The organism is Chryseobacterium defluvii (assembly GCF_014204415.1).
In the GTDB taxonomy this organism is placed as follows: Bacteria; Bacteroidota; Bacteroidia; order Flavobacteriales; family Weeksellaceae; genus Chryseobacterium; species Chryseobacterium defluvii_A.
This window is the reverse complement of the sequence record NZ_JACHLE010000001.1, coordinates 1,614,893-1,636,417: the sequence shown is the minus strand read 5'-3', so window position 1 is coordinate 1,636,417 and position 21,525 is coordinate 1,614,893. Positions and strand designations below refer to the sequence as shown.

The window sequence follows — 21,525 nt, the reverse complement described above, 5'->3', positions numbered from 1 at the left end:
TTTGTATCTATGAATAAAGCAGAAGTTTTAAAAGAGATCATAAAACAAAGAAGAAGTATCTTTCCCAAAGATTATTCTGAAAATGAAATTCCACAGGCAATCCTTGACGAGATATTGAGCTCGGCAGCCTTTGCTCCTAATCATAAACGGACAAAACCGTGGCGTTTCAAAATCTTCAAAGGAGAAGAAAAAGCAAAGCTGGCTTCCGAAATGCAGACCATCTATAAAGCAACCCAACCCGAACAGCTCTTTCTGGAAAAGAAATATAATGATATTGGCTTTAAGATCAATAAGGCGGATATCGTGGTTTCCATTGTGGTCAATTTCAGCGGGATGGTGCCGGAATGGGAAGAAATTGCAGCCGTAGCTATGGCTGTTCAGAACATGTATCTCACCTGTACAGCAAATGGAGTAGGCTGTTACTGGAGCTCCCCGAAAATTGTAGAACATCTGAAAGATTCTTTACAGATTGAAGAAAACCAGAAATGCCTGGGACTTTTCTATATGGGGCAATTAGATTAATATACCAATTTATCAGTTTACCAATATAACAATGCGAATTTCAATTGTTACATTGCTATATTTTTACATTGTTATATTGAATTTTTTCTATATCTTTGCACACTTAAATATTTAACCGGGACGAGTTTCCCTAAAATTCAAACATTATGTCAGTAAAAATCAGATTACAAAGACACGGTAAAAAAGGAAAACCTTTCTTCCACATCGTGGTTGCAGATTCCAGAGCAAGAAGAGATGGTAGATTCATCGAAAAACTTGGAACTTACAACCCAATTACTAACCCGGCAACTATAGAACTGAACGTTGATTCTGCTGTAAAGTGGTTAAACAACGGTGCTCAGCCTACTGATACTGCAAGAGCGATCCTTTCTTACAAAGGGGCACTTTACAAAAAACACTTACAAGGTGGTGTTGCTAAAGGAGCTTTTGATGAAGCTGAAGCTGAGAAAAGATTCAATGCATGGTTAGAAACCAAAGAAGCAAAAGTTCAGGGTAAAGTAGATGGTTTAGTTAAATCTAAAGAAGATGCTAAGAAAGCTGCTTTAGAAGCTGAAGCTAAAGTAAACGAAGCCAGAATTGCTGCTGCAGCACAGGCTGAAGCTGATGCTAAAGCTGCCGAAGAGGCTGCTAATGCACCTGCTGAAGAAGTTGTTGCTGAAGCTGAAACTACTACGGAAGCTACAGAAGGAGAAGCTCCTGCTGCTGAAACTGAAGAAAACACTGAAGCTTAAGAACCGACCTGTATGCGTAAAGAAGATTGTTACTTTTTAGGTAAAATCACACGCAGACACGGTCTTTCGGGTAATGTGATCCTGAAACTGGATACAGATCAGCCCAAGCTTTACAATAAATTGGAATCAATATTCGTTGAAATCAACGGATTATTGGTTCCTTTTTTTATTGAAAAATCATCATGGAGCAAATTAGACGCTCTGAATATTTCCTTTAAAAATTCCTCCGAGGCATTGGTAGATCAGTCTTTAGGTAAGAATGTCTACTTACCGCTTTCTACTTTACCGCCGCTTTCCGGGAAACAGTTTTACTATCATGAAGTAATCGGTTTCAATATCCTTGATGAAGAGAATAATAATTGTGGAGCTATAATGTCTGTAAACGACCAGACTGCACAGAATTATTTTATTACGGATCTGGATGGAAAAGAAATCGTGATCCCTATCATTAAAGACTGGATCCATGAAGTAAACAGGGAAGAGAAATACATCAAAATGCAGTTACCTGAAGGGCTGATGGATGTTTTTTTAGTCCCATCTAAAAAAGACGAATAGCTTATACTTTCAGCTTTTCTGCTAAAGCGTCTATCTGATCATACATTTTATTGAAAAATATTTTCCGGTCACGGTTTCCGGATGCATTCAACGATTTTGAATTTCTGATCTGATGCTCAAAATAGGTAAAAGTATCATTACACGTTACCTCATCATTAGTCATTATATACCCGAACATATTGAACGGAACAAAAAAAGAAGACTGATGCTCATTTTTAAATAAGATACTATTGCTTAGGATAACCAGATCGTTCACATAAATCTGAAAATTGGGATTTTGAGATGTTTTAACTTCAAGGTCATGCAGTATTTTCTTTAATTCTTCTAAAATATTTACTATATCCGGATACTTTAAAAGTCCTATTTCAGAATAAAAAGAAACCTGTCTCAGAATACTCATGATGGTTGTATCATTCCATACTTCTGTTACATCCTGACTCTCATACAGCTCTTTAAGCAGTTCGTTTTTTGAGGAATAATAGGGAAGATTGAAATCATTAAAAGAGCATAAAAACTTATCCTCATTCAACAAATTCATCCATACATAAAATTTAAACCGTGAAAGAATTGTATTTGAAATGGTATAGAAAAAGGGAAGGTCTTTGGCAGAATAAAAGACCTTAGAATGATTTACATTTTGAAAAACATTCAGAATTTTAAGCGAATTTTCAAAATAATTTAAAAGATCCTCAGTTGTTTTTACAGGTTGGGTTCTCTTTACTACCAATTGATTTTCAGCTTCCAAAAACCGATCTAAGGAGATCTGATAATGTTTTGCCAGTTCCAAAGCCTCTTCAAAACTGAACTTTGCTTTCAGGGAAGTCCTTCTGTGTGCTGCATCATAGCTTATATTCAAAATATTGGCGATTTCGTCGTTCAATGATTTCTCCCCGATCTTTTTGCGGATCTGCCTGAGTAGAGTTTCCTGATGCATACTTTTGCGATTTTCACAAATCTAGTGATTTTTTTAATTCTTTTTCACATTCAATTTTGTGTTTTCTGCAGATAATTTTGAAACAGAATTTTAAAATAATGAGCTATGAAAACAAAAATTTTTTTAATACTGAGTCTTTTATTTACTGGGCTGGTTTACGGGCAGGATAGTTTACAGGTTGTCCATCAAAAAGCAAGATTAGTTGCTTTCACACCGTTGAGATCTGACATTGAAAAAGTTAATGGCCTGACTGTAGGATTGGGTTTTGATCCAAAATATACTTTGAATGGTCAGCCCTATTTTCAAAAGGTAAACGGGCTTAATCTGGATATAAATCCACTGGGGTTTTTAATGTGGATGTTTTACGATCCTTCAAAAAGTGCCTGCAAAGAACCCTATTTACAGATGAACGGGATCAATATTTCCACTTCGGGGTATTTCCGTGGCATCAATCATAACGGAGCCGGTTTTTCATTGTATAACTATGGAAATACCATGAATGGAGTTATAGTTTCCGTTATTGTTACGGATATAGAAAAAGGAAGAGGGATTTTAATTTCCGGATTGGGTATTTCGGCAAAAGAACTGAAAGGATTAAGCATTTCCGCCTTTAATGATGCTAATAACTTAAGTGGAATGCAACTAGGCTTTCATAATCATACAACAACAGGAAAAGGCTTACAGATCGGAATTATAAATAAATCAGAAAGGCTTAAAGGGCTGCAGATCGGCTTTTGGAACAAAAACGGAAAGCGGACTTTACCTTTTATTAATTTTTAGATCATGAAATCAGGTATAATTTTAATGCTGTTTTGTATAAGTTTATCAGCACAGGATACGGAAACAGGAAAAAAATGGAAAAGCTCTCTTGTTGAAACAGGCAGTTATATTACTTTCTCCGATTATAAAATGCGACAGAATGCGGGTTTTTTTGCGGGATACTGGTATAGATACCCTTTTGATGGAACTGAAACACATCTGGAGATCGGAGGAAGCTTTGGGTATAGCAAAAGCCTTTATAATTTCGAATATGGTAAAAAGGGACAGTTTTATCCGATACATTCGGAAGAGTTTATAGTAAATCTCGGAGTACGGATGGTCAAAGAATATTCATGGAAAAACTATAAAATAGAATGGGTTAGTGAGCTTAGTTTACATAATCTTTTCTTTAATGACAAAGGTATTCCCAATGACGAGCCTGTAAGAGATGGAGATGATAAGACTATCTATATTGATACTCATACAGAAAGTGTGGCTTCATTGAAAATAGGTCAGGGAATACGCTTCTGGAAAAATAATATAGGAATTGGAGTTCAGGCTTCATATATGCCATATCGCCTTTGGTATAAAGAAACAGTGCCTGTGAGATTTAATTCCGTTTCGATAGAAGCAGGTGTGAATTTTAAGTTTTAGGTTAAATAGCTGATGCAGCATTTCAAAAAGACAGCGTAATCTTAAAAATTGTGCTGTTTTTTTGTAACTTTGCGGACATTAATTTTTAGACAAAAATTTATCAACAACAAATGAAAAAGCAGACAATTAAGGAAATCCTGCAGGATTACAAAAAAGTATTACATCATGACATTACTGTTTACGGATGGGTAAGAGCATTCCGTTCAAATCGCTTCATTGCACTTAATGATGGTTCTACGATTAATAATTTGCAGATCGTTGTTGATTTCGAAAATTTTGATGAGGAGATCATTAATAAGATCAGTACGGCTGCCTCTTTGAAAGTGGTGGGAGAAGTTGTGGAAAGCCAGGGAGCCGGGCAGACTGTTGAAATTATTGCTAAAAAGATCATCATTTTAGGAGATAATTTTACGGAAGAAAGAGATAAGACCATTCTTCAGCCTAAAAAGCATTCACTGGAAGTTTTAAGAGAACAGGCACATTTAAGATTCAGGACCAATTTATTCGGGGCAGTATTCAGAGTGCGTCATGCAGTAAGTTTTGCCATTCATTCATTCTTTAACCAAAACCAGTTCTTTTATATCAATACACCTGTCATTACGGGGGCAGATGCAGAAGGAGCAGGAGAGATGTTCGGGGTAACCAATTTTGATCTGGACAATATTCCGAAAACAGAAGAAGGAGAAATAGATTTTGCACAGGATTTCTTTGGTAAAAAAACCAATTTAACGGTTTCCGGGCAGCTTGAAGGTGAAACGGCAGCAATGGGATTAGGAAGGATTTATACCTTCGGGCCTACCTTCCGTGCTGAAAACTCGAATACGACCCGTCACCTGGCTGAATTCTGGATGATAGAACCGGAAGTGGCTTTCAATAACCTGGAAGACAATATTGATCTGGCAGAAAACTTCCTGAAATATGTGATCCAATATGTTCTGGATAACTGCAAAGAGGATCTGGATTTTCTGGATAAGCGCTTTGCAGAAGAGCAAAAAGCAAAACCGGAAAAAGAAAGGGCAAAAGAAGGCCTTATTGAAAAACTTCAGAATGTGATCGCAAAGCGTTTCAAAAGAGTAAGCTATACAGAGGCTATTGAGATCTTATTGAATTCTAAGGAAAACAAAAAAGGAAAATTCCAGTATCCGGTAGAGAAGTGGGGTACAGACCTTCAGTCTGAACATGAAAGATACCTTGTGGAAAAACATTTCGAAAGTCCGGTAGTGCTGTTCGATTACCCGAAAGAGATCAAGGCGTTCTATATGAAGCTGAATGATGACAATAAAACAGTTGCGGCAATGGATGTTCTTTTCCCTGGGATCGGGGAGATCATTGGTGGCTCCGAAAGAGAGGCCAGATTGGATGTGTTAAAACAAAAAATGGCAGAAATGCATGTAGATGAGCACGAATTGTGGTGGTATCTGGATACCCGGAAATTCGGTTCTGTTCCACATGCCGGGTTCGGATTAGGACTGGAAAGACTGGTTCTTTTCGTAACAGGAATGACGAACATCAGGGATGTAATTCCTTTCCCGAGAACTCCTAAAAATGCTGAATTCTAAATAATAAAAAAGCCTTAAATCTTAGTTTAAGGCTTTTTTGTTTATTTTCTGATAGTTTACTATGTGAAAATTAGAGTACAAAAATCATGCTAAAACTGTTTTTTCTCGAATATATTTATTAAATTCGTATATATGTTATGTTAAAAACATAAGTACTAATATGCTGAAACAACACTTACAACTCAAATTAGGACAGAAGCTGGCGCCTCAGCAGATTCAGTTGATGAAGCTTATCCAGCTTCATACACTGGAATTTGAAGAGGAATTGGAAAGAGAATTAGAGGAAAACCCTGCTTTGGAAATTGTAAAGGAAGACTCTAAGGAAGACGAATATTCTTCTTTGGAAGAAGCTTATCAGGATGAAGGCACAGAAAGCATTGAAACTGATTTTGATGTCAATGAATACATATATGACGATGAGCCAAGCTATAAGACCGCGTCAAGTAACTACTCTCCGGATGATGAAGAATTTGATAATGAAAGCCTGCTGACGGAAGGACAATCTCTTTATGATTACCTGATGGAGCAGATTCATCTTATCAATATTAGTGATGAGGATTTAAAGATCGCCGAATACGTTATCGGAAATCTGGATACTGACGGATATTTGAGAAGGGAAATCAAATCCATTGTTGATGACCTGGCTTTTTCTCAGGGGATCTATACGACCAGAGAAAAGGTGGAGGATGTTCTGGAAAACTATGTTCAGAAATTAGATCCGGCCGGAGTGGGGGCAAGAGGGCTTCAGGAATGCCTGTTGCTGCAGATTGAGAAAAAGGTAAGCTCTGATAAAGCGGTTTCATTAGCTGCAAATATCCTGAGACATCAGTTTGATGCCCTAACCAATAAGCATTATAACAAGATCATTCAAAAGTATGATATAGAAGAAGATGATCTTAAAGATGCCTTAGATGAAATATCGAAACTATCTCCAAAAGTGGGCGGTAATTTTGATACCCAAACGATTACCATTAACCAGGAGATCATTCCGGATTTTGTTATTCAGGTGAAGGACGGGCAGGTAATTCCTTTGTTGAATAGTAAAAATGCACCTACCTTAAGGGTTTCTGAAGAATATAAAGATATTCTGACTACTTATTCGCACGATAAGAATTCATCTGAACACAAGCAGGCTGCTCTATTTATAAAACAGAAATTAGATGCTGCCAAATGGTATATTGATGCTATTAATCAGCGTCAGAATACATTGCTTCAAACCATCACGGCTATTGTAAAGTTCCAGAAGGATTATTTCATCACCGGAGACGAAAAGTCTTTAAAACCTATGATCTTAAAAGATGTAGCGGATATTACAGGCTTCGATATTTCTACGATCTCAAGGGTGGTGAAAAGTAAATATGCAGATACCCCGAACGGTATAGTCTATCTTAAAGACCTATTCTCTGACAGCTTAACCAACGATGACGGTGAAGAGGTTTCCACAAAAGAGATCAAAACCCATCTTCAGGAAGTCATCGGCAAAGAAAATAAAAGAAAACCTCTTACGGATGATGCTTTGGTAGTGATCCTGAAAGAACAGGGATATAACATTGCCAGAAGAACAATCGCCAAGTACAGGGAACAGCTTAATATTCCCGTGGCCAGATTAAGAAAAGAACTTTAATAAAAAAACACAGCAAAAAGCTGTGTTTTTTATTTATATACATATTCGGATATTTAAAGTTCCTGGGAATCGATCTCTTTAAGCTGTTTAAGGTTTTTATCCAGCTTTCTCATAATAATGCCATAGACAAGCCTGTAATACACCCAGATTAAAAGGACACTCAATCCAGTGCTTACCACCATTAACAAAAGAAAACGGGTAAGGTTTGAGTTAGTCAATTCAATATTCTGAATATTGAGAACATAGAATACAAAGGCTGTCAGGATAGAGGTACAGGCAATTAATAAGACAATATTGGTCAGGATAAAGGCATTGACCGTTTTTTTGAATCTTATGATGTTCAAGATAAATTTTTTAAGATTTTCTTCAATATGTATTCGTTTGTAATTTTGGTAAAACCTATAGACAAAATAAGCGGTAACAGCTAAGCTTATGATTTTTAAAAATAAATAAACATTATCAAAAGCAGTTTCTAATTCAGTGGTTTTCCTTACACCCAGTTTTTCCAGAACTTTCATAAAACTTTCCGATTCCGTGCTTTGCAGGATATAAAACAATCCCAGGGCAGTAAAAAACAAAAATTCGAAAACACTGATCCAGAATATATACTTCACATAATTACGTGACTTTTTATTCAGCATCTGAAGGATTTCAGTGTTGTTATATTTCTCCTGAACAGGCTGTTCCTGCCATGTTTTCTTAAAACTGTCTAAATCAAATTCAGGCATATTTTTCCATCTGTTCTTTAAGGGTTTTCTTTAATCTGTTCATTTTCACACGTGCATTTACTTCAGTTATCCCAAGGTTTTCTGCAATATCTTTGTAAGGCAGATCATCCAGATACATCATTACAATTGCCCTTTCTACTGTGGGTAATGTTTTAATTACTGTGTACAGAAGAGAGATCTGCTGCTGCTTGTCATCATCATCTTCTACGAAATCCCTGTGGTTGATGTCCAGCTCGTTCGTAGGAAGGCTCTTGCTTTTTTTTCTGAAAAGGGTAATGGCAGTATTAAGGGCTACACGGTACATCCATGTGGAAATCTTTGAATTTCCTTTAAAGGAATCGTAACTTCTCCAGAGCTGTAGAACAATTTCCTGGAAAAGATCTTCCTCATCTTCCAGAGAATTGGTATAAAGACGCGACACTTTGATAATCAGGCCCTGATTATCCTTGATAAGCTGTGCAAATTCTTTTTCCCTGGAAACTAATGTCGGATGCATAATAATTGTACGAAGATAATAATAAATAGTCAATTGTGAATGAGAGAATGGTCAATTATAATTTTTGCGAAATCGTGAAATAGCAAAATCGCAGAACTGCAAAATCATAAATTTGTTTTCGTTTTGGCTGTTTAGCCTTTTCACAGTTTTGCAATTCTGCGATTCTACCTTTTACTATTCATAAAACTCATAACCCATAACTTGCAACTTATAACTAATTCGTATCTTTGCCCTACGAGAAAGTCGGCTTGTTGATCTCTGTTTCGGCAGAGGTAGGAAAGTCCGGACACCACAGAGCAGCAAAGCGGATAACATCCGTCACCCGTGAGGGTAGGACAAGTGCAACAGAAAGCAGGTACAGTTCGGCTGTAGTGAAACCAGGTAAACTCTTTGCGGTGCAATGATAAGTATATCGGTTCTTTTCAGTAATGAAAATAGGAGCTGCTCGCTCTGAAAGCCGAGGGGTAATCAGCTCAAGTTTTGCAGTAATGTAAGACGCAGATAAATAACAGGCGCTTCCTTTTTGGAAGTACAAAATCCGGCTTATAGATTTTCTCGTAATTTTTTTAAGGAAAACGGAATCCGTTGAAATACATTTCCTGGAAATTATAATTCACTTCCTCTTTAGAACGGATATATAAAACAGACAGATAACTTTTATTTCCCCAGCATTTTATAGTATAAGATTCGCCTTCTGCATTTTCGCCATATTCTAATATGCCCTTTACATCAGGATATTTTTCCATAGTATGTCCTTTACCAATATCTGTGGTTTTAGTTAATTGAAAAAAGTTCATATTTAAATACTGTAAATAATTTTCAAGAACCGGTTCAATATTATCAGCAGGATTAAAAAGTTTAACCACCAAAGCACCATAAGTTACATTATTAAAATTTACTTCTGTTGTGTAAATAGTGCTTTTATCCTCCGAAACAGAAGTTTCCCATTTGGGTTCACCAGGTAGATACAAAGATGTACCGGAATCTGCCACATTGTATTTTACAAATCTCGGAACCTGAGCATGATAAAAAGTAAAAGAAAATAAAAGCAGTAATAAAATACTCCGGATTAATTTTTTCATGATCATTCTGCTTCTAGTTGTTTTTTAGCTTCCTGCAGGCCCTGCCTGTCTTTTTCGGAAAGCTGGGGATATTTCAGATCCATTTTCTCTAAAGTATCAATGATGATCTGGATAGCGGCTACTCTCGCAAACCATTTATCATCTGCCGGTAATACATACCACGGGGCATAGTCTTTAGATGTCTCATTGATCGCTTCTTCGTAAGCTTCCATATATTGGTCGAACAAAGCCCTTTCAGGCAGATCTCCCACAGAAAATTTCCAGTTCTTCTCCTGTTCATTGATCCGGTCCAGCAATCTTTTTTTCTGTTCTTTTTTTGAAACATTTAAAAATATTTTTACAATCGTGGTTCCGTTTTGGGAGAGGTGTTTTTCAAAATTCCGGATGCTTTCATATCTGTTTTCCCAGAATTTATTATCAAAATCCTTTATGGAATCCCATGTTTTTTCGCTCAGGTTATATTCAGGATGTACTTTACATACCAAAACGCTTTCATAATGGGAACGGTTAAAGATCCCGATCATCCCTTTCTGGGGTAAAGCCAGATAATGCCTCCATAAAAAATCATGGGAATATTCTTTGGAGCTTGGGGCCTTAAAGCTTGTAACGCTACATCCCTGAGGATTTACCCCTCCGAAGACATGTTCTATGAGACTGTCTTTTCCTGCCGCATCCATTGCCTGAAGTACCACAAGAAGAGATTGGCTTCCATCGGCATATAATTTTTCCTGAAGTTCGCGGAGCTTTTCTTTTTCTTTGATCAATAAATGCTCTCCTTCTTCTTTCGTAAGTTTTCCGTTATACTCTGTTGAGGTTTTTTGTATTGAGAATTTTCCGCTCACCTGAAAGTCATCTGAAAAATTAATATCCATAACTTGTATTTTAAAATAATCTGTTTTTATTTCTAAATTTAACTTAAAGTCTTACCTATGGAATCTGATATCCGGCATCTGACTCAATATAAATGTAATAAAAAAACCGGCTCCACGAGAGACGGTTTCTTATTTTTTTCAAAAAAGTAAAGTTTATTTTTTGGCAGCTGCTTTTTTAGCTTGTTTTGCCGCTTTTTTCTCTGCTTTTGCTTTTGCTTTCAGTTCTGCAGGTGTCAATGGCTTAGGCTCAGGTGCATTCGGGTCTACATTTCCTTTAATATAGATTACGCTTCTGTTGTTGGCCGGATCATTAGAATATACTTCGATCATTTTATTGAACGCTCCGTTGATAGCAGTGTTATATCCAACTTTAATTTTAGCAGATTTCTTTGGCATGATAGGAGCCGTACTGAACTCTGGTGTTGTACATCCGCAAGATGGCTTTACATTGGAAATGATCAAAGGTTTGTCCCCTGTGTTAGTTACTGTAAAAAATCTTGTCCCATCAGAACTCGGCTTGATAGTACCATAATCATAAGTAGTTTTATCAAAAGTGATGGTCTGTGCAGATGCAATGGCAAATGTCCCGAATAATGCAATCCCTGCAATTAATTTTTTCATATTCTTGAATGTTAATATGTTTGTTAGATAAATTTTGAGGAACAAAGTTAAAAATTATTTTAATTCATACTTAAAATATTTTTCTTTAAGCTATTTTTGCAAATTGTAAGCCAAAGAATTAGAATTTATGCAGATTTCAGAAAAATACAATCCACAGGAGACAGAACAGAAATGGTATAGCTACTGGCTGGAAAATAAGTATTTCCATTCAGAACCGAATGACAAACCTCCATATACTGTAGTAATTCCTCCACCGAATGTGACGGGGATCTTACATATGGGGCATATGCTGAATAATACCATTCAGGATGTTCTGGTCCGCCGTGCAAGAATGCAGGGCTTTAACGCCTGCTGGGTTCCGGGAACAGACCACGCTTCCATTGCTACAGAAGCTAAAGTAGTTGCCAAACTGAAATCTGAAGGAATCAATAAATCAGATATTACCCGTGAGGAATTTTTAAAGCATGCCTGGGAGTGGACTGATAAATATGGAGGAACCATTCTGGAGCAGTTAAAGAAATTAGGGTGCTCCTGCGATTGGGACAGGACCCGTTTCACTATGGAAGACAAACTTTCCCAGCAGGTTATTAAAAGTTTTGTTGACCTCTATAATAAAGGTCTGATCTACCGTGGCTACAGAATGGTTAACTGGGATCCGGAAGCAAAGACCAATATTTCTGACGAAGAAGTAATATTTAAAGAACAGAATGGGAAACTATATTTCCTTAAATATAAAATTGAGGGTTCAGAAGACTTTCTTTCCGTAGCCACCACGCGTCCTGAAACCATTTTTGGGGATACGGCAGTCTGCATCAATCCGAATGACGAAAGATATGCCCATCTGAAAGGTAAAAATGTAATCGTACCGATCGTAAACAGAATGGTTCCGATCATTGAGGATGAATATGTGGATATAGAATTCGGAACTGGGGCATTGAAGATCACTCCGGCGCACGATACCAATGACTATGAGATAGGGCAGAAGCATCAGTTGAAAATGATTGATGCTTTGGATGATGATGCCAATCTTAATGAGCATGGATTACATTATGCCGGGAAAAACAGATTCGAAGTTAGAAAACTGATTGCAAAAGAGCTGGAAGAAAAAGACCTGCTGCTGAAAGCAGAAGATTATGTAAATAAAGTGGGAACTTCTGAAAGGACCGGTGCGGTGATAGAGCCTAAAGTATCCGTTCAGTGGTTCTTAAAAATGTCGGAAATTGCTAAGCCTGCTTTGGATGCGGTAATGAATGACGAGATCAGATTCCATCCTGAAAAGTTTAAAAATACTTATAAGCATTGGATGGAAAACATCCGTGACTGGAATATTTCCCGTCAATTGTGGTGGGGACAGCAGATTCCTGCCTACTATTATGGGGATGGAGATGAAGATTTCGTAGTTGCGGAAACAAGAGAAGAAGCTTTGGCTTTGGCTAAAGAAAAAACAGGTAACCAACAATTATCAGCCGACCACCTGAAGCAGGATGAAGATGCTTTAGATACATGGTTCTCATCATGGTTATGGCCAATGTCTGTATTTGATGGGCTGCTCGATCCTGAAAATAAAGATATTCAGTCCTATTATCCTACATCGGACCTGGTAACAGGCCCGGATATCATTTTCTTCTGGGTAGCCAGAATGATCATGGCAGGACTGGAATACAGAAAAAAGGTTCCTTTCAAAAATGTTTATTTCACAGGGATTGTAAGAGATAAGCAAAGAAGAAAAATGTCCAAGTCTTTAGGGAATTCGCCAGATCCGCTAGAATTGATGGATAAATACGGAGCAGATGGGGTTCGTGTAGGGATTCTTTTGAGTTCAACAGCCGGAAATGACCTTCTTTTTGATGAAGACTTAATGCTTCAGGGAAGAAATTTCATGACAAAGATCTGGAGTGCTTTTAGGCTGATCAATATGTGGAATCATGAAGACAAACCGGCGAATTCAACAGAAATTCAGATCATAGAATGGTTTGAGAACAAATTAAATAAAACGATTGTTGAAATTAATGAACAATTTGAAAGATTCAGAATTTCAGATGCGTTACATTTGATATATAAATTAATCTGGGACGATTTCTGTTCTTGGTATTTAGAAGCCATCAAACCAAATTACGGTGAAGGAATTTCTAAAGAGGTTTATGATAGAACCATTATTTTCTTTGAAGAATTAATGAAACTTTTACATCCATTTATGCCCTTCTTGTCAGAAGAAGTTTGGCAATTGATCTCTAAAAGAAAAGTGGATGAAGCTTTAGTTATTGCTCAGCAGAAAAAAGTAGATTTCATATCAGGGGCAAGTTCTAATTTAATCGCCCATTTTGATTTTGCCAAAGAAATTATTTCCGGCGTTCGGAATTATCGACAAACAAAAGGCATTTCACCAAAAGAATCGGTGCATATATTTACAAACGAAACTCACTTTGTTAATAAAGATTTAATCTTAAAGCTAGGAAATATCTCTGAAATCCATTTTGGTGAAAAAACGGATAAGCCTAGTTTTACTTTCTTGGTAGGTGCTATAGAAATCTCAATTCCACTAAGTGAAAATTTAGATTTAGAAGAAGAAAAACAAAAAACCGAAGAAGAACTAAAGTATTTAAGAGGGTTTTTGATTTCTGTTGAAAAGAAATTATCAAATGAAAAATTTATGTCAGGTGCACCATTATTAGTCGTTGATAATGAATTGAAAAAACAGAAAGATGCCCAGGATAAAATAGCTATTTTGGAAGAAAAGCTGAAATCGTTGAATTAAAAAATGACACACATAGAAAATATAAAAAAGCTGTTCTCAAAAGACTTTGTGGAAAGTCCGTTGCTTGAGAGCTTTGAAGTCGGGAAAATCTATCTTTCCAGTGGAAAACTGGTGGCCTGCGATCCTTTGATCACTAATGATATGTTGCCGTTTTCTATAGAATTTCCCAAAGGCAGCTTTTCTGTTATGCTCCACAAAGAAAAAGAGAGCAACTGTGTAGCTTATGCCGAAATTATTTTTGGCAATTCAGAGATTATCGGGTGGAAGTTGGCAACTACAGTGGGCCAGAATATAAAAGATCTTGCCGAAGGTGAAGTTTTCGGCTATCCTGTGGAAAGCGGTATGGGCTGCTATATGGATGTAGATACCCAAAACAGCCTGAACGATCTGGAAAAAAAATTGTATCATAGTAAAGGAGTAGATTTTATGGGGATCTATGAAGAATTTTTCCATGAATATTTCTTTGATGAAAAAGGAGCTATTGATCAATATGCATTTTTAAAGCCTGCAAAAGAGCACCCTGGAACTATTTTTGCTTTCGAAACAGGATATGGAGAAGGTTTTTATGCAAGCTATATTGCCTATGATAAAAATAACTTACCAGTAAAAATAATTACGGAATTTATTGAAATTAGTTAATTAAAGTTAATTATTTTTGCAACCATATTCCCTTTTTTAAATTTGACCCAACTAATTATTAAAACACAATGAATTTCTCATCTGAACAACCCCGAATTATTGTTGTAGGCAGTTCTTCCATTGATCTGATCCTAGAAACCGACAAAATCCCCTCCACGAATGAAACTGTTTTAGCACGCGGTTCGGAAAGCTATTTTGGAGGAAAAGGTGCTAATCAGGCAGTTGGAGCCTCCAGATTGGGAGCAAGTGTGTATTTTATTGGCTGCGTAGGTATGGATCCGCTGGGGCAGCAGATTATGAGGAATCTGGTGAGTGAGAATGTAAATGTAGGATTTGTATATGAAACGGACAGGGAAGCTACAGGTACAGCCTATGTAACTGCTGCAGACGGAAATGCCATGATTGTGGTTGTTCCGGCTGCCAACAAATGTTTAAGTACCGAACATATTGATGCAGCTGATCGGTATTTCCAGACCGTTGATCTGGTTCTTGTCCAGTTAGAAGTATCGATAGATGTTGTAGAGTATGCTGTGAAAAAAGCAAAGAAATATGGCAAAAAAGTAGGGCTATATGCCTCTCCGGCGATAAGGCTGAGTGAGGAGATCCTGAATCTTGTAGATTTTGTGGTGGCAAAAAGCGGTGAGTTGTACACCATTTTTGGAGAAGATCAGAGAGAAGAAGTTCTTAAAAAATACTTTAATAAGGTTTTTGTAAGAGATGATACCAATTCTACCATTTATTTTGACGGGACAGAAATGAAGTATTACAGGAATGATAAAGACAGAACCGTCTATAAAATGGGAATGGGAGATGCTTTTACTTCAGGATTTGCAGTTGCATTATGCCATGGCAATTCCATTGAAGAATGCGTAAAATTTGGAAACGAAGTATCAGCAAGAGTTTCCGTGAAAAAAGGATCGCAGAGTGGCCTTCCGAGTATATCAGATTTCTTTTCTTAAGCTATTTGTTACATATCGAAAATTGAAAAGTTAACATAAAAATATAAGTAAAATTTCCACTTTTATAGTGGATTTTTCTTTTTTAAAATATGGAGGAACTCGTTCTCACTACGCAAGATAATATTTCTATCACAGCACATCTTTTTCTGCCGGAGAAAAATGACCATAAAATTCTGCTGATCAATTCTGCAACAGGGGTGAAGCAGCAGGTGTATTTTTCTTTTGCACAGTATTTTGCCCGGCAGGGATTTACCGTGATCACTTATGACTACCGGGGGATTGGGCTCTCAAAACCTGCTCATATGAAAGGCTTTGACGCTTCCATGAGGATATGGGGTTCCCGGGATTACAAAACCCTCACAAAATATATCAGGACCCGTTTTCCGGTATATAAAAAATATTGCCTGGGACATTCGGTAGGAGCTTTAATTTTAGGAATGAATGAAGATTCTGAGATCTTTGAAGAATTTATTTTTGTAGGAACACAGAATGCTTTTGTAGGAAACCTGAAATTAAAAACAAAAATTGAAGCCTATCTTGGATTTGGAATTGTACAGCCAGTAACTACCGGGTTATTAGGGTATTTCCCTGCTCACTGGTTTGGATTGGGAGAAAGTCTTCCAAAAAATTGCGCTTATGATTGGAGAACCTTAATTTTGAATAAAAAATCTACCAATAGATTGTTGGACAAAATAGACGATCACTCTAAAAAACTCACTCAGAAAGTATTTGTAATTCGTGCGGAAGATGATGTATGGCTAACCGAAAAAGGTGTTAAAAGTCTATTGAACGACACTTATCCTAACCTGAGGCCAACCTACAGATTGGTTAAAGTTTCAGAATCCGAAAAAAAAGAAATAGGACATGTCAATTTTTTTAGAAGTTATAATGAAAAACTTTGGAACGTTATCTTAAATGTTATAAAATAGCAGTCAATAACAAAATTCCCCTCCCTTGGAGGGGTGGCAAAATTTGAAAAATTTTGACGGGGTGGTTAATTATATATGCATCCACTTTTAAATAAAAATAAATGAAGAATATAATAGACAATACAGTCGTATTTGTAAAAGAGAAGTTGGAAGGAGCCGAAGCAGGGCATGACTGGTTTCATATCGAGAGAGTATGGAAACTCTCTAAAAAGATAGCAGAAACAGAAAGCTGTAATGAGGAAGTTGTGGAACTCTCAGCGCTGCTCCATGATATTGCAGATCCTAAATTTCATAACGGAGATGAAACTTTGGCACTGAAGATCTCCCGTGAGTTTCTGGAAAGCCAGGATGCTTCAGAGGAAATTATTGATCAGGTGCTGTTTGTTATCAGAAATATTTCATTTAAAAACAGAGGCGAAGTTCCGGAGCACCAGCCGTTAGAGCTTAAAATTGTTCAGGATGCGGATCGTTTGGATGCGATAGGAGCCATTGGGGTGGCCAGAACATTTAATTTCGGAGGGTTTAAAAATAACCTGATGTATCACCCGGATATAAAGCCTAAGCTCGATATGTCTAAGGAAGAATATAAGAAATCTGACGGCACTACTGTAAACCATTTCTATGAAAAACTATTATTGCTTAAAGACCTTATGAACACGGAAAAAGGCAAAAAAATAGCCGGGGAAAGGCATGTGTTTATGCAGCATTTCCTCGACCAGTTTTATAAAGAATGGAACTGTGAGATCTAGAAGATATTATATCCTAATATCAAAGACAGATATTTGATTTCTGCAGTTTGTGCTGTAGTATCTTCAACAATAGAAAACCATGATGAATAAATAATTGGAATAGTTTTTATCTAAACATTATCAAAAGAATTAAGCGACAAAATAGTCGTAAAACTTTTTCAGACATAAAAGTTTATAGTAAGATTCTTTTAAGGAATATCATAAGTACATCTTCGTCTTTGAAAGTTTTTAATTTTCTTCTGATGTAAACTTTTTATATCATACTATGAGCTGAAGTGTCATGAAGTGTTTTATCAATAAGAAACTTTTGAAGCTAAAGGTTTAAGTAGACTTCATGATTAAAAATAAATAATTCCCTCAAATATAGATAAAAAAGTATCTTTGCAACCTATGATGTTTATCATTTTTATTATTTTCCTCTCATTACTTCTTTCCTTGTTTTTATCCAAAGTGAGATCGGGAAAAGGTGCCGAATGGGCAAAATTATTTCGGATAGCGTGCGTTATTTTTTCAGCTTCCTTTTTTACCTATTGGTTTATTAAAAAAAGTGCCGTAGGGGTAGTTAATGATTCTGTAGCATTGCAGGTGATCAATAAGCTTCCCCAGCCACTGGATTTTTATGTCATCAATATAAATGATGCTTCTGTAAATGAAGGCCTGGAGGTGCAGCATATCGGAAAGATCCGACCCGAACATTACAGAATTGAATACCTTAAAATGGATAAATCTGATGAATACTGGATTGCAGGGTATCTGGGAAAGAAAAATATGGTGTATTTTTCGCAGCATTCCGTACCTAACAAAAATATTGACCAGATCGTGGAAGTTCAGAATTATATTAATCAAAGTGTAAAGCTTTCGGATAAAGCCAAAAAGCAGATTGAAGTTTATAGCTATGAAAATATCAAGCTCGGGATTTGGGTAACTTTGGATTTTCTGTTGCTGTTTCTTAATCTGGTATTGCTGCTGAGAAGAAAAAAATAGGACCATCAGAAAGACGGCCCTTTTATATTAAATCCTCTATTGCTTCAGCTTAAAATAATGTTCCGGTTCCTCCCGGTGCCATTTCAGGGATATGCAGGTCGGTTTTCCATTCCTCGTTCATTTTTTCGATGAAATGAGCCGATAACAGGGGTGAAGCCTTTTCTATATTCTGGTGTACAAAGAAGTACAGATTTTGCAGCCCTTCCTTTTTCCATTTTGTTAAACGTTCCATCCAGTCATCCAGCCTTTCATAGTCACTTTCCGCATTGGCTCCCACATAGCGGATGAAAGCGTGGGGAGTAGTAAGGCGCATATGCAGCATATCCCTTCTTCCTGCAGTGTCTACAATAATATTGGTAATACCATTGGATTCAAAAAGGTCACAGATGGTATTGAAAATATTTTCATCCGTAAACCATTCCGTATTTCTGAGCTCAATGGCCAGGGGAACTTCCTTCGGCCAGTCTTTTACGAACTTCTCCAGGCGGTCATAATCTTTTGGTTTAAAATTATCATGAAGCTGAAGAAATACCATGCCTAATTTTTCATCAAAATTAATGACAGAAGTAGTGAACTGGGTCACAGGCTCCGTTACATCTATCAGTCTCCGGAAGTGGGAAACCGTATTGGTGATCTTAGGGAAGAATTTGAAATGGTCTGGTGTTTTTTCTTTCCATGTGCTTACCTGCTCCGGGGTAGGCATTCCGTAAAATGTGGCATTTAATTCAATAGAATTGAACTGTGTGGCATAATAGGTCAGCTCGTCCTTGGTTCCCTTAGGATAAAATCCTTTAAGATCTGTTTTGTTCCATTTTGCACAGCCAATGGAAATATTGTCCAGCCCTTTTTTATTCCGGCTCAAAATATCCCGAGTACTTGGGTGGTCTTTAGGTAATGAAAAATCTATTTTTGAAGGATCTTCTACTTGTCCGAATTTCATACTATGAAGTTTTAGAAATTAATAAATGCATAACAAATATAAAACAAAACCATAGAATTTCTATGGCTTTGCTTATTAAATACCGGGATAATATGATAAGAATATTATTTTACAGTAGGTGTGATCATTTTATTTGAAACCACAGCATACACACATCCTGTCGATTTAAGGTTAACAGTGATGGTGGCCGGCACAGACCTGTAGGCAGTATCACCATAAGGCTCAATGATTTTCCCGTTGGAATCCTTCACGGTCCTTCCTTTTACAGAATAGGTCATTGTTGCACTCCCTGTAAAACCGCTTGAAGGAGTAAAAGTTACGATACCTGTGGTTGTATTGAAAGTCCATGTTCCCTGCGGGGTCACTTTTTTACGGTATAGGGTCAGATCTGTATCACCGGTTTTGGTAAAGCTGAATGTATTATAATCAATATTATTTTTGCTTCCCGTAGGTGGAGTCGTGATGCTGATAGCTCCTTTATACGCAATATCATTATCGAGGACGGAAATATAAACGGGTTGGTTTTTACAGGTTGATGCCACATCATTGTTCGTTACAGCAGAATAAGGCAGTGTCAATTTTACATTTCTGATGATTTGCTGCTGGTATGCCGCACCCGTGGCTGCTGCAAAACCTAATTTCAACACCGCCGGAACCGTAGCATTTAACGTTTGTGCAGTTGTCCCGCCCTCTGTATCCGAATTATCGTAATCTGTGGATGCCGGGTTGGCATTTTCCGTATAGGGGACAGACGTTTTATAATGGTAGTAATTGATGACGTTAACCGGAGCTCCGTTGACTGCAGTCTGAATATCCACTTTAATGTCAAAACCGTCCGTAGTAGTTGAGGTAACGAAATGCGGGATCAGATCCAGATATACTTTCCGGTACTCACCGCTTCCGTTTCTGAGGCTAAAGTTTGAAGTTAGCGGGGCTGTAAGATTGGCATACGTTCTGTCAGCCTGCAAGATCCTGCCTACTGTTCCCGTGTTACTTGAGGTAGATCGGGTAACCAGTACCGGATAGCCTGTGTAGCCGGCGCCTAATCCTATGGAACTGTTGATATTGGCCCCTCTTGCCCCTCTCAGGGTGACATGGCTGGTTGCAGTACTCCATGAACCGGCAATTCCGTTTATCCTTGATTCTCCTTGAAAACGCTTGCTTTTAAAATTCCCGAACTCATCCAGTGCAATTCCCAGATAGGCGCCGGTTAAACCTGGTTTTCTCTGGGTAGAATACATTTCTTTGGTTCTGTTATAGGAATATCCTAAACCTGCTCCGGGTGAGCCAATTATTGGGCTGGTTACGGCACCGTCATATAAGAAAAAAGAGAGTCCGTCACCGTAAGAACCACTGAATGGAGCCCCTCCTTTCATTTCATATTCAAACTCTACATGCAATCCGTTTACGGAAGTAAAGGTTCTGCCATTAATAAATAACCCTCCGAACTGCGAAGTGGAAGCCGGGGTCAACTGTACTCCCGTAGCGGTATGGGATGCATTCCCCTGAATGACAAGCTCTGAAGCAGAGGAGGCATTCATCAATGAGCTGGAATAGGCATAAAATCCATAGATACTTGCTATTTCGGTACTGTCCGTCTGGGCGTAAGAAAAATTGGCAAGCAAAGTGAAGAGAAGGCTTATCAGAGATAGCCCTTTATAAGTGTTTTTCATGCTGCTTACTTATTTTACGACAAAAACGATGTTGATGAATGAAGCCGGAGTGGCGTTCGAAAGGACATCATAGTTTAATACTCCTGCATCACTGATGCTGTTGATTCTGAATACCGAAGAGTCATATCCGGTTACATAATAGTACAGATCCGATGAATTGGGAAAAAACGGTATGGCAGCCGGAGCTGAAGTGCTTCTTGCATTGGAAGGAACGTTAGCAAACTGGTTTTTGTAAAGCGTATACAGATCCTTTGTCTGCCCCGAAGCTATTACCGATGTATCAAAGACTACGCTTGGCATATAGAAAAACTTTGCAACATAAGGCGAAAGACACGACCAGTTAGGGGCCGTCGGAGTTCCTATATTCTGACTGATACATTTTCTGTTGGTATCAAAAATAACCAATCCCGTTGCAGGTTTTGCTACAGAGGCCGGATTGCTTACTCTTGGAAGCAATACTCCTTTGGTTGTGCTTGAAACATCTAATACAGAACTTGCATCCGGAGTAGATGTGTTTATGCCTACCTGTGCGTTCCCGATGCTATAAGTGAGCATCAGAATAAAAAAAATAATCTTATTCATCCCGAAATAATTTTTGTTTGTGTTTATGTGCGTGTGGATAATTAGCAAAAATCTTGCCAAAATTTAAATAAGGGTTTCATTTAATATATTTATGTATTTTTAATTGATAATAATATTTCGTTTCTGTTGTTAATTTTTTAAATTTCATTTTAATTGTAACTCAATATTTAGTGAAACT

Annotated in this window: 22 protein-coding genes and 1 other RNA gene; 14 read left to right on the top strand and 9 right to left on the bottom strand. The window is 37.4% G+C overall.

Going from position 1 to position 21,525, the window contains the following annotated elements:
• Nucleotides 1-9 precede the first annotated feature (9 nt).
• The 3 genes from HNP38_RS07455 (at nt 10) to rimM (ending at nt 1,808) form a co-directional block, all read left to right on the top strand.
• The gene (locus HNP38_RS07455) at nt 10-522 is read left to right on the top strand and encodes a nitroreductase (protein ID WP_184186908.1); all 513 of its coding nucleotides are present in this window, start codon (nt 10-12) and stop codon (nt 520-522) included.
• A 146-nt stretch (nt 523-668) separates the two neighbouring features.
• A complete protein-coding gene (locus HNP38_RS07450; RefSeq protein WP_184186905.1) occupies nt 669-1,253 on the top strand; it encodes a 30S ribosomal protein S16 in 585 nt (194 codons plus the stop codon).
• A 12-nt stretch (nt 1,254-1,265) separates the two neighbouring features.
• A complete protein-coding gene (gene rimM, locus HNP38_RS07445; protein WP_184186902.1) occupies nt 1,266-1,808 on the top strand; it encodes a ribosome maturation factor RimM in 543 nt (180 codons plus the stop codon).
• 1 nt (nt 1,809) lies between these two features.
• Here the strand turns inward: rimM and HNP38_RS07440 are convergent, their stop codons facing one another.
• Nucleotides 1,810-2,742 (bottom strand): XRE family transcriptional regulator, encoded by a 933-nt coding sequence (locus HNP38_RS07440; RefSeq protein ID WP_184186899.1) that lies wholly within the window; start codon nt 2,740-2,742, stop codon nt 1,810-1,812.
• A gap of 105 nt (nt 2,743-2,847) precedes the next feature.
• Between HNP38_RS07440 and HNP38_RS07435 the strand changes: the two genes are divergently transcribed.
• The 4 genes from HNP38_RS07435 (at nt 2,848) to rpoN (ending at nt 7,338) form a co-directional block, all read left to right on the top strand.
• Nucleotides 2,848-3,522 carry an LA_2272 family surface repeat-containing protein gene (locus HNP38_RS07435; protein ID WP_184186896.1) on the top strand — a complete coding sequence of 225 codons (675 nt, stop codon included), beginning with the start codon at nt 2,848-2,850 and terminating at the stop codon, nt 3,520-3,522.
• Nucleotides 3,523-3,525: 3 nt separating this feature from the next.
• Nucleotides 3,526-4,155, top strand: a complete 630-nt coding sequence (locus HNP38_RS07430) for a hypothetical protein (protein WP_184186892.1) — start codon at nt 3,526-3,528, stop codon at nt 4,153-4,155.
• Between the two features lie 110 nt (nt 4,156-4,265).
• On the top strand, nt 4,266-5,714 hold the full coding sequence (asnS, locus tag HNP38_RS07425) for an asparagine--tRNA ligase (protein ID WP_184186889.1): 1,449 nt from the start codon (nt 4,266-4,268) through the stop codon (nt 5,712-5,714).
• A gap of 160 nt (nt 5,715-5,874) precedes the next feature.
• Complete coding sequence (gene rpoN, locus HNP38_RS07420) at nt 5,875-7,338, top strand: RNA polymerase factor sigma-54 (protein WP_184186886.1); 1,464 nt, start codon at nt 5,875-5,877, stop codon at nt 7,336-7,338.
• Nucleotides 7,339-7,391: 53 nt separating this feature from the next.
• Here the strand turns inward: rpoN and HNP38_RS07415 are convergent, their stop codons facing one another.
• Together HNP38_RS07415 and HNP38_RS07410 are read right to left on the bottom strand one after the other, a co-directional pair.
• Nucleotides 7,392-8,066, bottom strand: coding sequence for a beta-carotene 15,15'-monooxygenase (locus tag HNP38_RS07415; RefSeq protein ID WP_184186883.1), 675 nt, complete (start codon nt 8,064-8,066; stop codon nt 7,392-7,394).
• A complete protein-coding gene (locus HNP38_RS07410; RefSeq protein ID WP_184186881.1) occupies nt 8,059-8,562 on the bottom strand; it encodes an RNA polymerase sigma factor in 504 nt (167 codons plus the stop codon). The genes HNP38_RS07415 and HNP38_RS07410 overlap by 8 nt, the downstream gene beginning before the upstream one ends.
• Nucleotides 8,563-8,797: 235 nt before the next feature.
• Here HNP38_RS07410 and rnpB point away from each other — a divergent pair.
• Nucleotides 8,798-9,124: RNase P RNA component class A (gene rnpB, locus HNP38_RS07405), an RNA gene on the top strand.
• 4 nt (nt 9,125-9,128) lie between these two features.
• On the opposite strand, the gene HNP38_RS07400 is transcribed toward rnpB, so the two are convergent.
• The 3 genes from HNP38_RS07400 to HNP38_RS07390 form a co-directional block, all read right to left on the bottom strand.
• Nucleotides 9,129-9,644 carry a hypothetical protein gene (locus tag HNP38_RS07400; protein ID WP_184186879.1) on the bottom strand — a complete coding sequence of 172 codons (516 nt, stop codon included), beginning with the start codon at nt 9,642-9,644 and terminating at the stop codon, nt 9,129-9,131.
• Nucleotides 9,645-9,646: 2 nt separating this feature from the next.
• Complete coding sequence (locus HNP38_RS07395) at nt 9,647-10,516, bottom strand: polyphosphate kinase 2 family protein (protein WP_184186876.1); 870 nt, start codon at nt 10,514-10,516, stop codon at nt 9,647-9,649.
• A 153-nt stretch (nt 10,517-10,669) separates the two neighbouring features.
• Entirely contained in the window at nt 10,670-11,137 is a 468-nt protein-coding gene (locus HNP38_RS07390) for a DUF1573 domain-containing protein (protein WP_184186873.1), read from the bottom strand.
• A gap of 127 nt (nt 11,138-11,264) precedes the next feature.
• On the opposite strand from HNP38_RS07390, the gene HNP38_RS07385 reads away from it, so the two are divergent.
• From HNP38_RS07385 to HNP38_RS07360, 6 genes are all read left to right on the top strand, one after another.
• A complete protein-coding gene (locus tag HNP38_RS07385) occupies nt 11,265-13,892 on the top strand; it encodes a valine--tRNA ligase (protein ID WP_184186870.1) in 2,628 nt (875 codons plus the stop codon).
• A gap of 3 nt (nt 13,893-13,895) precedes the next feature.
• Nucleotides 13,896-14,531, top strand: a complete 636-nt coding sequence (locus tag HNP38_RS07380) for a DUF4241 domain-containing protein (RefSeq protein ID WP_184186856.1) — start codon at nt 13,896-13,898, stop codon at nt 14,529-14,531.
• Nucleotides 14,532-14,599: 68 nt separating this feature from the next.
• Entirely contained in the window at nt 14,600-15,490 is an 891-nt protein-coding gene (locus tag HNP38_RS07375; protein WP_184186853.1) for a ribokinase, read from the top strand.
• Nucleotides 15,491-15,579: 89 nt separating this feature from the next.
• The gene (locus tag HNP38_RS07370) at nt 15,580-16,419 is read left to right on the top strand and encodes an alpha/beta fold hydrolase (RefSeq protein WP_184186851.1); all 840 of its coding nucleotides are present in this window, start codon (nt 15,580-15,582) and stop codon (nt 16,417-16,419) included.
• Between the two features lie 101 nt (nt 16,420-16,520).
• The gene (locus tag HNP38_RS07365) at nt 16,521-17,168 is read left to right on the top strand and encodes an HD domain-containing protein (protein WP_184186848.1); all 648 of its coding nucleotides are present in this window, start codon (nt 16,521-16,523) and stop codon (nt 17,166-17,168) included.
• A gap of 390 nt (nt 17,169-17,558) precedes the next feature.
• On the top strand, nt 17,559-18,152 hold the full coding sequence (locus HNP38_RS07360; RefSeq protein ID WP_184186845.1) for a hypothetical protein: 594 nt from the start codon (nt 17,559-17,561) through the stop codon (nt 18,150-18,152).
• Nucleotides 18,153-18,201: 49 nt separating this feature from the next.
• Here HNP38_RS07360 and HNP38_RS07355 read toward each other — a convergent pair whose 3' ends face one another.
• From HNP38_RS07355 to HNP38_RS07345, 3 genes are all read right to left on the bottom strand, one after another.
• Nucleotides 18,202-19,092 carry a DUF72 domain-containing protein gene (locus HNP38_RS07355; protein ID WP_184186842.1) on the bottom strand — a complete coding sequence of 297 codons (891 nt, stop codon included), beginning with the start codon at nt 19,090-19,092 and terminating at the stop codon, nt 18,202-18,204.
• Between the two features lie 104 nt (nt 19,093-19,196).
• Nucleotides 19,197-20,765, bottom strand: a complete 1,569-nt coding sequence (locus HNP38_RS07350; protein WP_184186839.1) for a hypothetical protein — start codon at nt 20,763-20,765, stop codon at nt 19,197-19,199.
• Between the two features lie 9 nt (nt 20,766-20,774).
• Nucleotides 20,775-21,347 carry a hypothetical protein gene (locus tag HNP38_RS07345; protein WP_184186836.1) on the bottom strand — a complete coding sequence of 191 codons (573 nt, stop codon included), beginning with the start codon at nt 21,345-21,347 and terminating at the stop codon, nt 20,775-20,777.
• Nucleotides 21,348-21,525: the final 178 nt, after the last annotated feature.

Bases quoted from the DNA above. Each gene is read 5' to 3' on its own strand.
- HNP38_RS07350 (WP_184186839.1), bottom strand. From the start codon at position 20,765: ATGAAAAACACTTATAAAGGGCTATCTCTGATAAGCCTTCTCTTCACT.
- asnS (WP_184186889.1), top strand. From the start codon at position 4,266: ATGAAAAAGCAGACAATTAAGGAAATCCTGCAGGATTACAAAAAAGTA.
- HNP38_RS07390 (WP_184186873.1), bottom strand. From the start codon at position 11,137: ATGAAAAAATTAATTGCAGGGATTGCATTATTCGGGACATTTGCCATT.
- HNP38_RS07365 (WP_184186848.1), top strand. From the start codon at position 16,521: ATGAAGAATATAATAGACAATACAGTCGTATTTGTAAAAGAGAAGTTG.
- HNP38_RS07380 (WP_184186856.1), top strand. From the start codon at position 13,896: ATGACACACATAGAAAATATAAAAAAGCTGTTCTCAAAAGACTTTGTG.
- HNP38_RS07415 (WP_184186883.1), bottom strand. From the start codon at position 8,066: ATGCCTGAATTTGATTTAGACAGTTTTAAGAAAACATGGCAGGAACAG.
- HNP38_RS07375 (WP_184186853.1), top strand. From the start codon at position 14,600: ATGAATTTCTCATCTGAACAACCCCGAATTATTGTTGTAGGCAGTTCT.
- HNP38_RS07440 (WP_184186899.1), bottom strand. From the start codon at position 2,742: ATGCATCAGGAAACTCTACTCAGGCAGATCCGCAAAAAGATCGGGGAG.
- HNP38_RS07400 (WP_184186879.1), bottom strand. From the start codon at position 9,644: ATGAAAAAATTAATCCGGAGTATTTTATTACTGCTTTTATTTTCTTTT.
- HNP38_RS07435 (WP_184186896.1), top strand. From the start codon at position 2,848: ATGAAAACAAAAATTTTTTTAATACTGAGTCTTTTATTTACTGGGCTG.
- HNP38_RS07360 (WP_184186845.1), top strand. From the start codon at position 17,559: ATGATGTTTATCATTTTTATTATTTTCCTCTCATTACTTCTTTCCTTG.
- HNP38_RS07395 (WP_184186876.1), bottom strand. From the start codon at position 10,516: ATGGATATTAATTTTTCAGATGACTTTCAGGTGAGCGGAAAATTCTCA.
- HNP38_RS07345 (WP_184186836.1), bottom strand. From the start codon at position 21,347: ATGAATAAGATTATTTTTTTTATTCTGATGCTCACTTATAGCATCGGG.
- HNP38_RS07370 (WP_184186851.1), top strand. From the start codon at position 15,580: ATGGAGGAACTCGTTCTCACTACGCAAGATAATATTTCTATCACAGCA.
- rpoN (WP_184186886.1), top strand. From the start codon at position 5,875: ATGCTGAAACAACACTTACAACTCAAATTAGGACAGAAGCTGGCGCCT.
- HNP38_RS07450 (WP_184186905.1), top strand. From the start codon at position 669: ATGTCAGTAAAAATCAGATTACAAAGACACGGTAAAAAAGGAAAACCT.
- HNP38_RS07430 (WP_184186892.1), top strand. From the start codon at position 3,526: ATGAAATCAGGTATAATTTTAATGCTGTTTTGTATAAGTTTATCAGCA.
- HNP38_RS07385 (WP_184186870.1), top strand. From the start codon at position 11,265: ATGCAGATTTCAGAAAAATACAATCCACAGGAGACAGAACAGAAATGG.
- HNP38_RS07355 (WP_184186842.1), bottom strand. From the start codon at position 19,092: ATGAAATTCGGACAAGTAGAAGATCCTTCAAAAATAGATTTTTCATTA.
- rimM (WP_184186902.1), top strand. From the start codon at position 1,266: ATGCGTAAAGAAGATTGTTACTTTTTAGGTAAAATCACACGCAGACAC.
- HNP38_RS07410 (WP_184186881.1), bottom strand. From the start codon at position 8,562: ATGCATCCGACATTAGTTTCCAGGGAAAAAGAATTTGCACAGCTTATC.
- HNP38_RS07455 (WP_184186908.1), top strand. From the start codon at position 10: ATGAATAAAGCAGAAGTTTTAAAAGAGATCATAAAACAAAGAAGAAGT.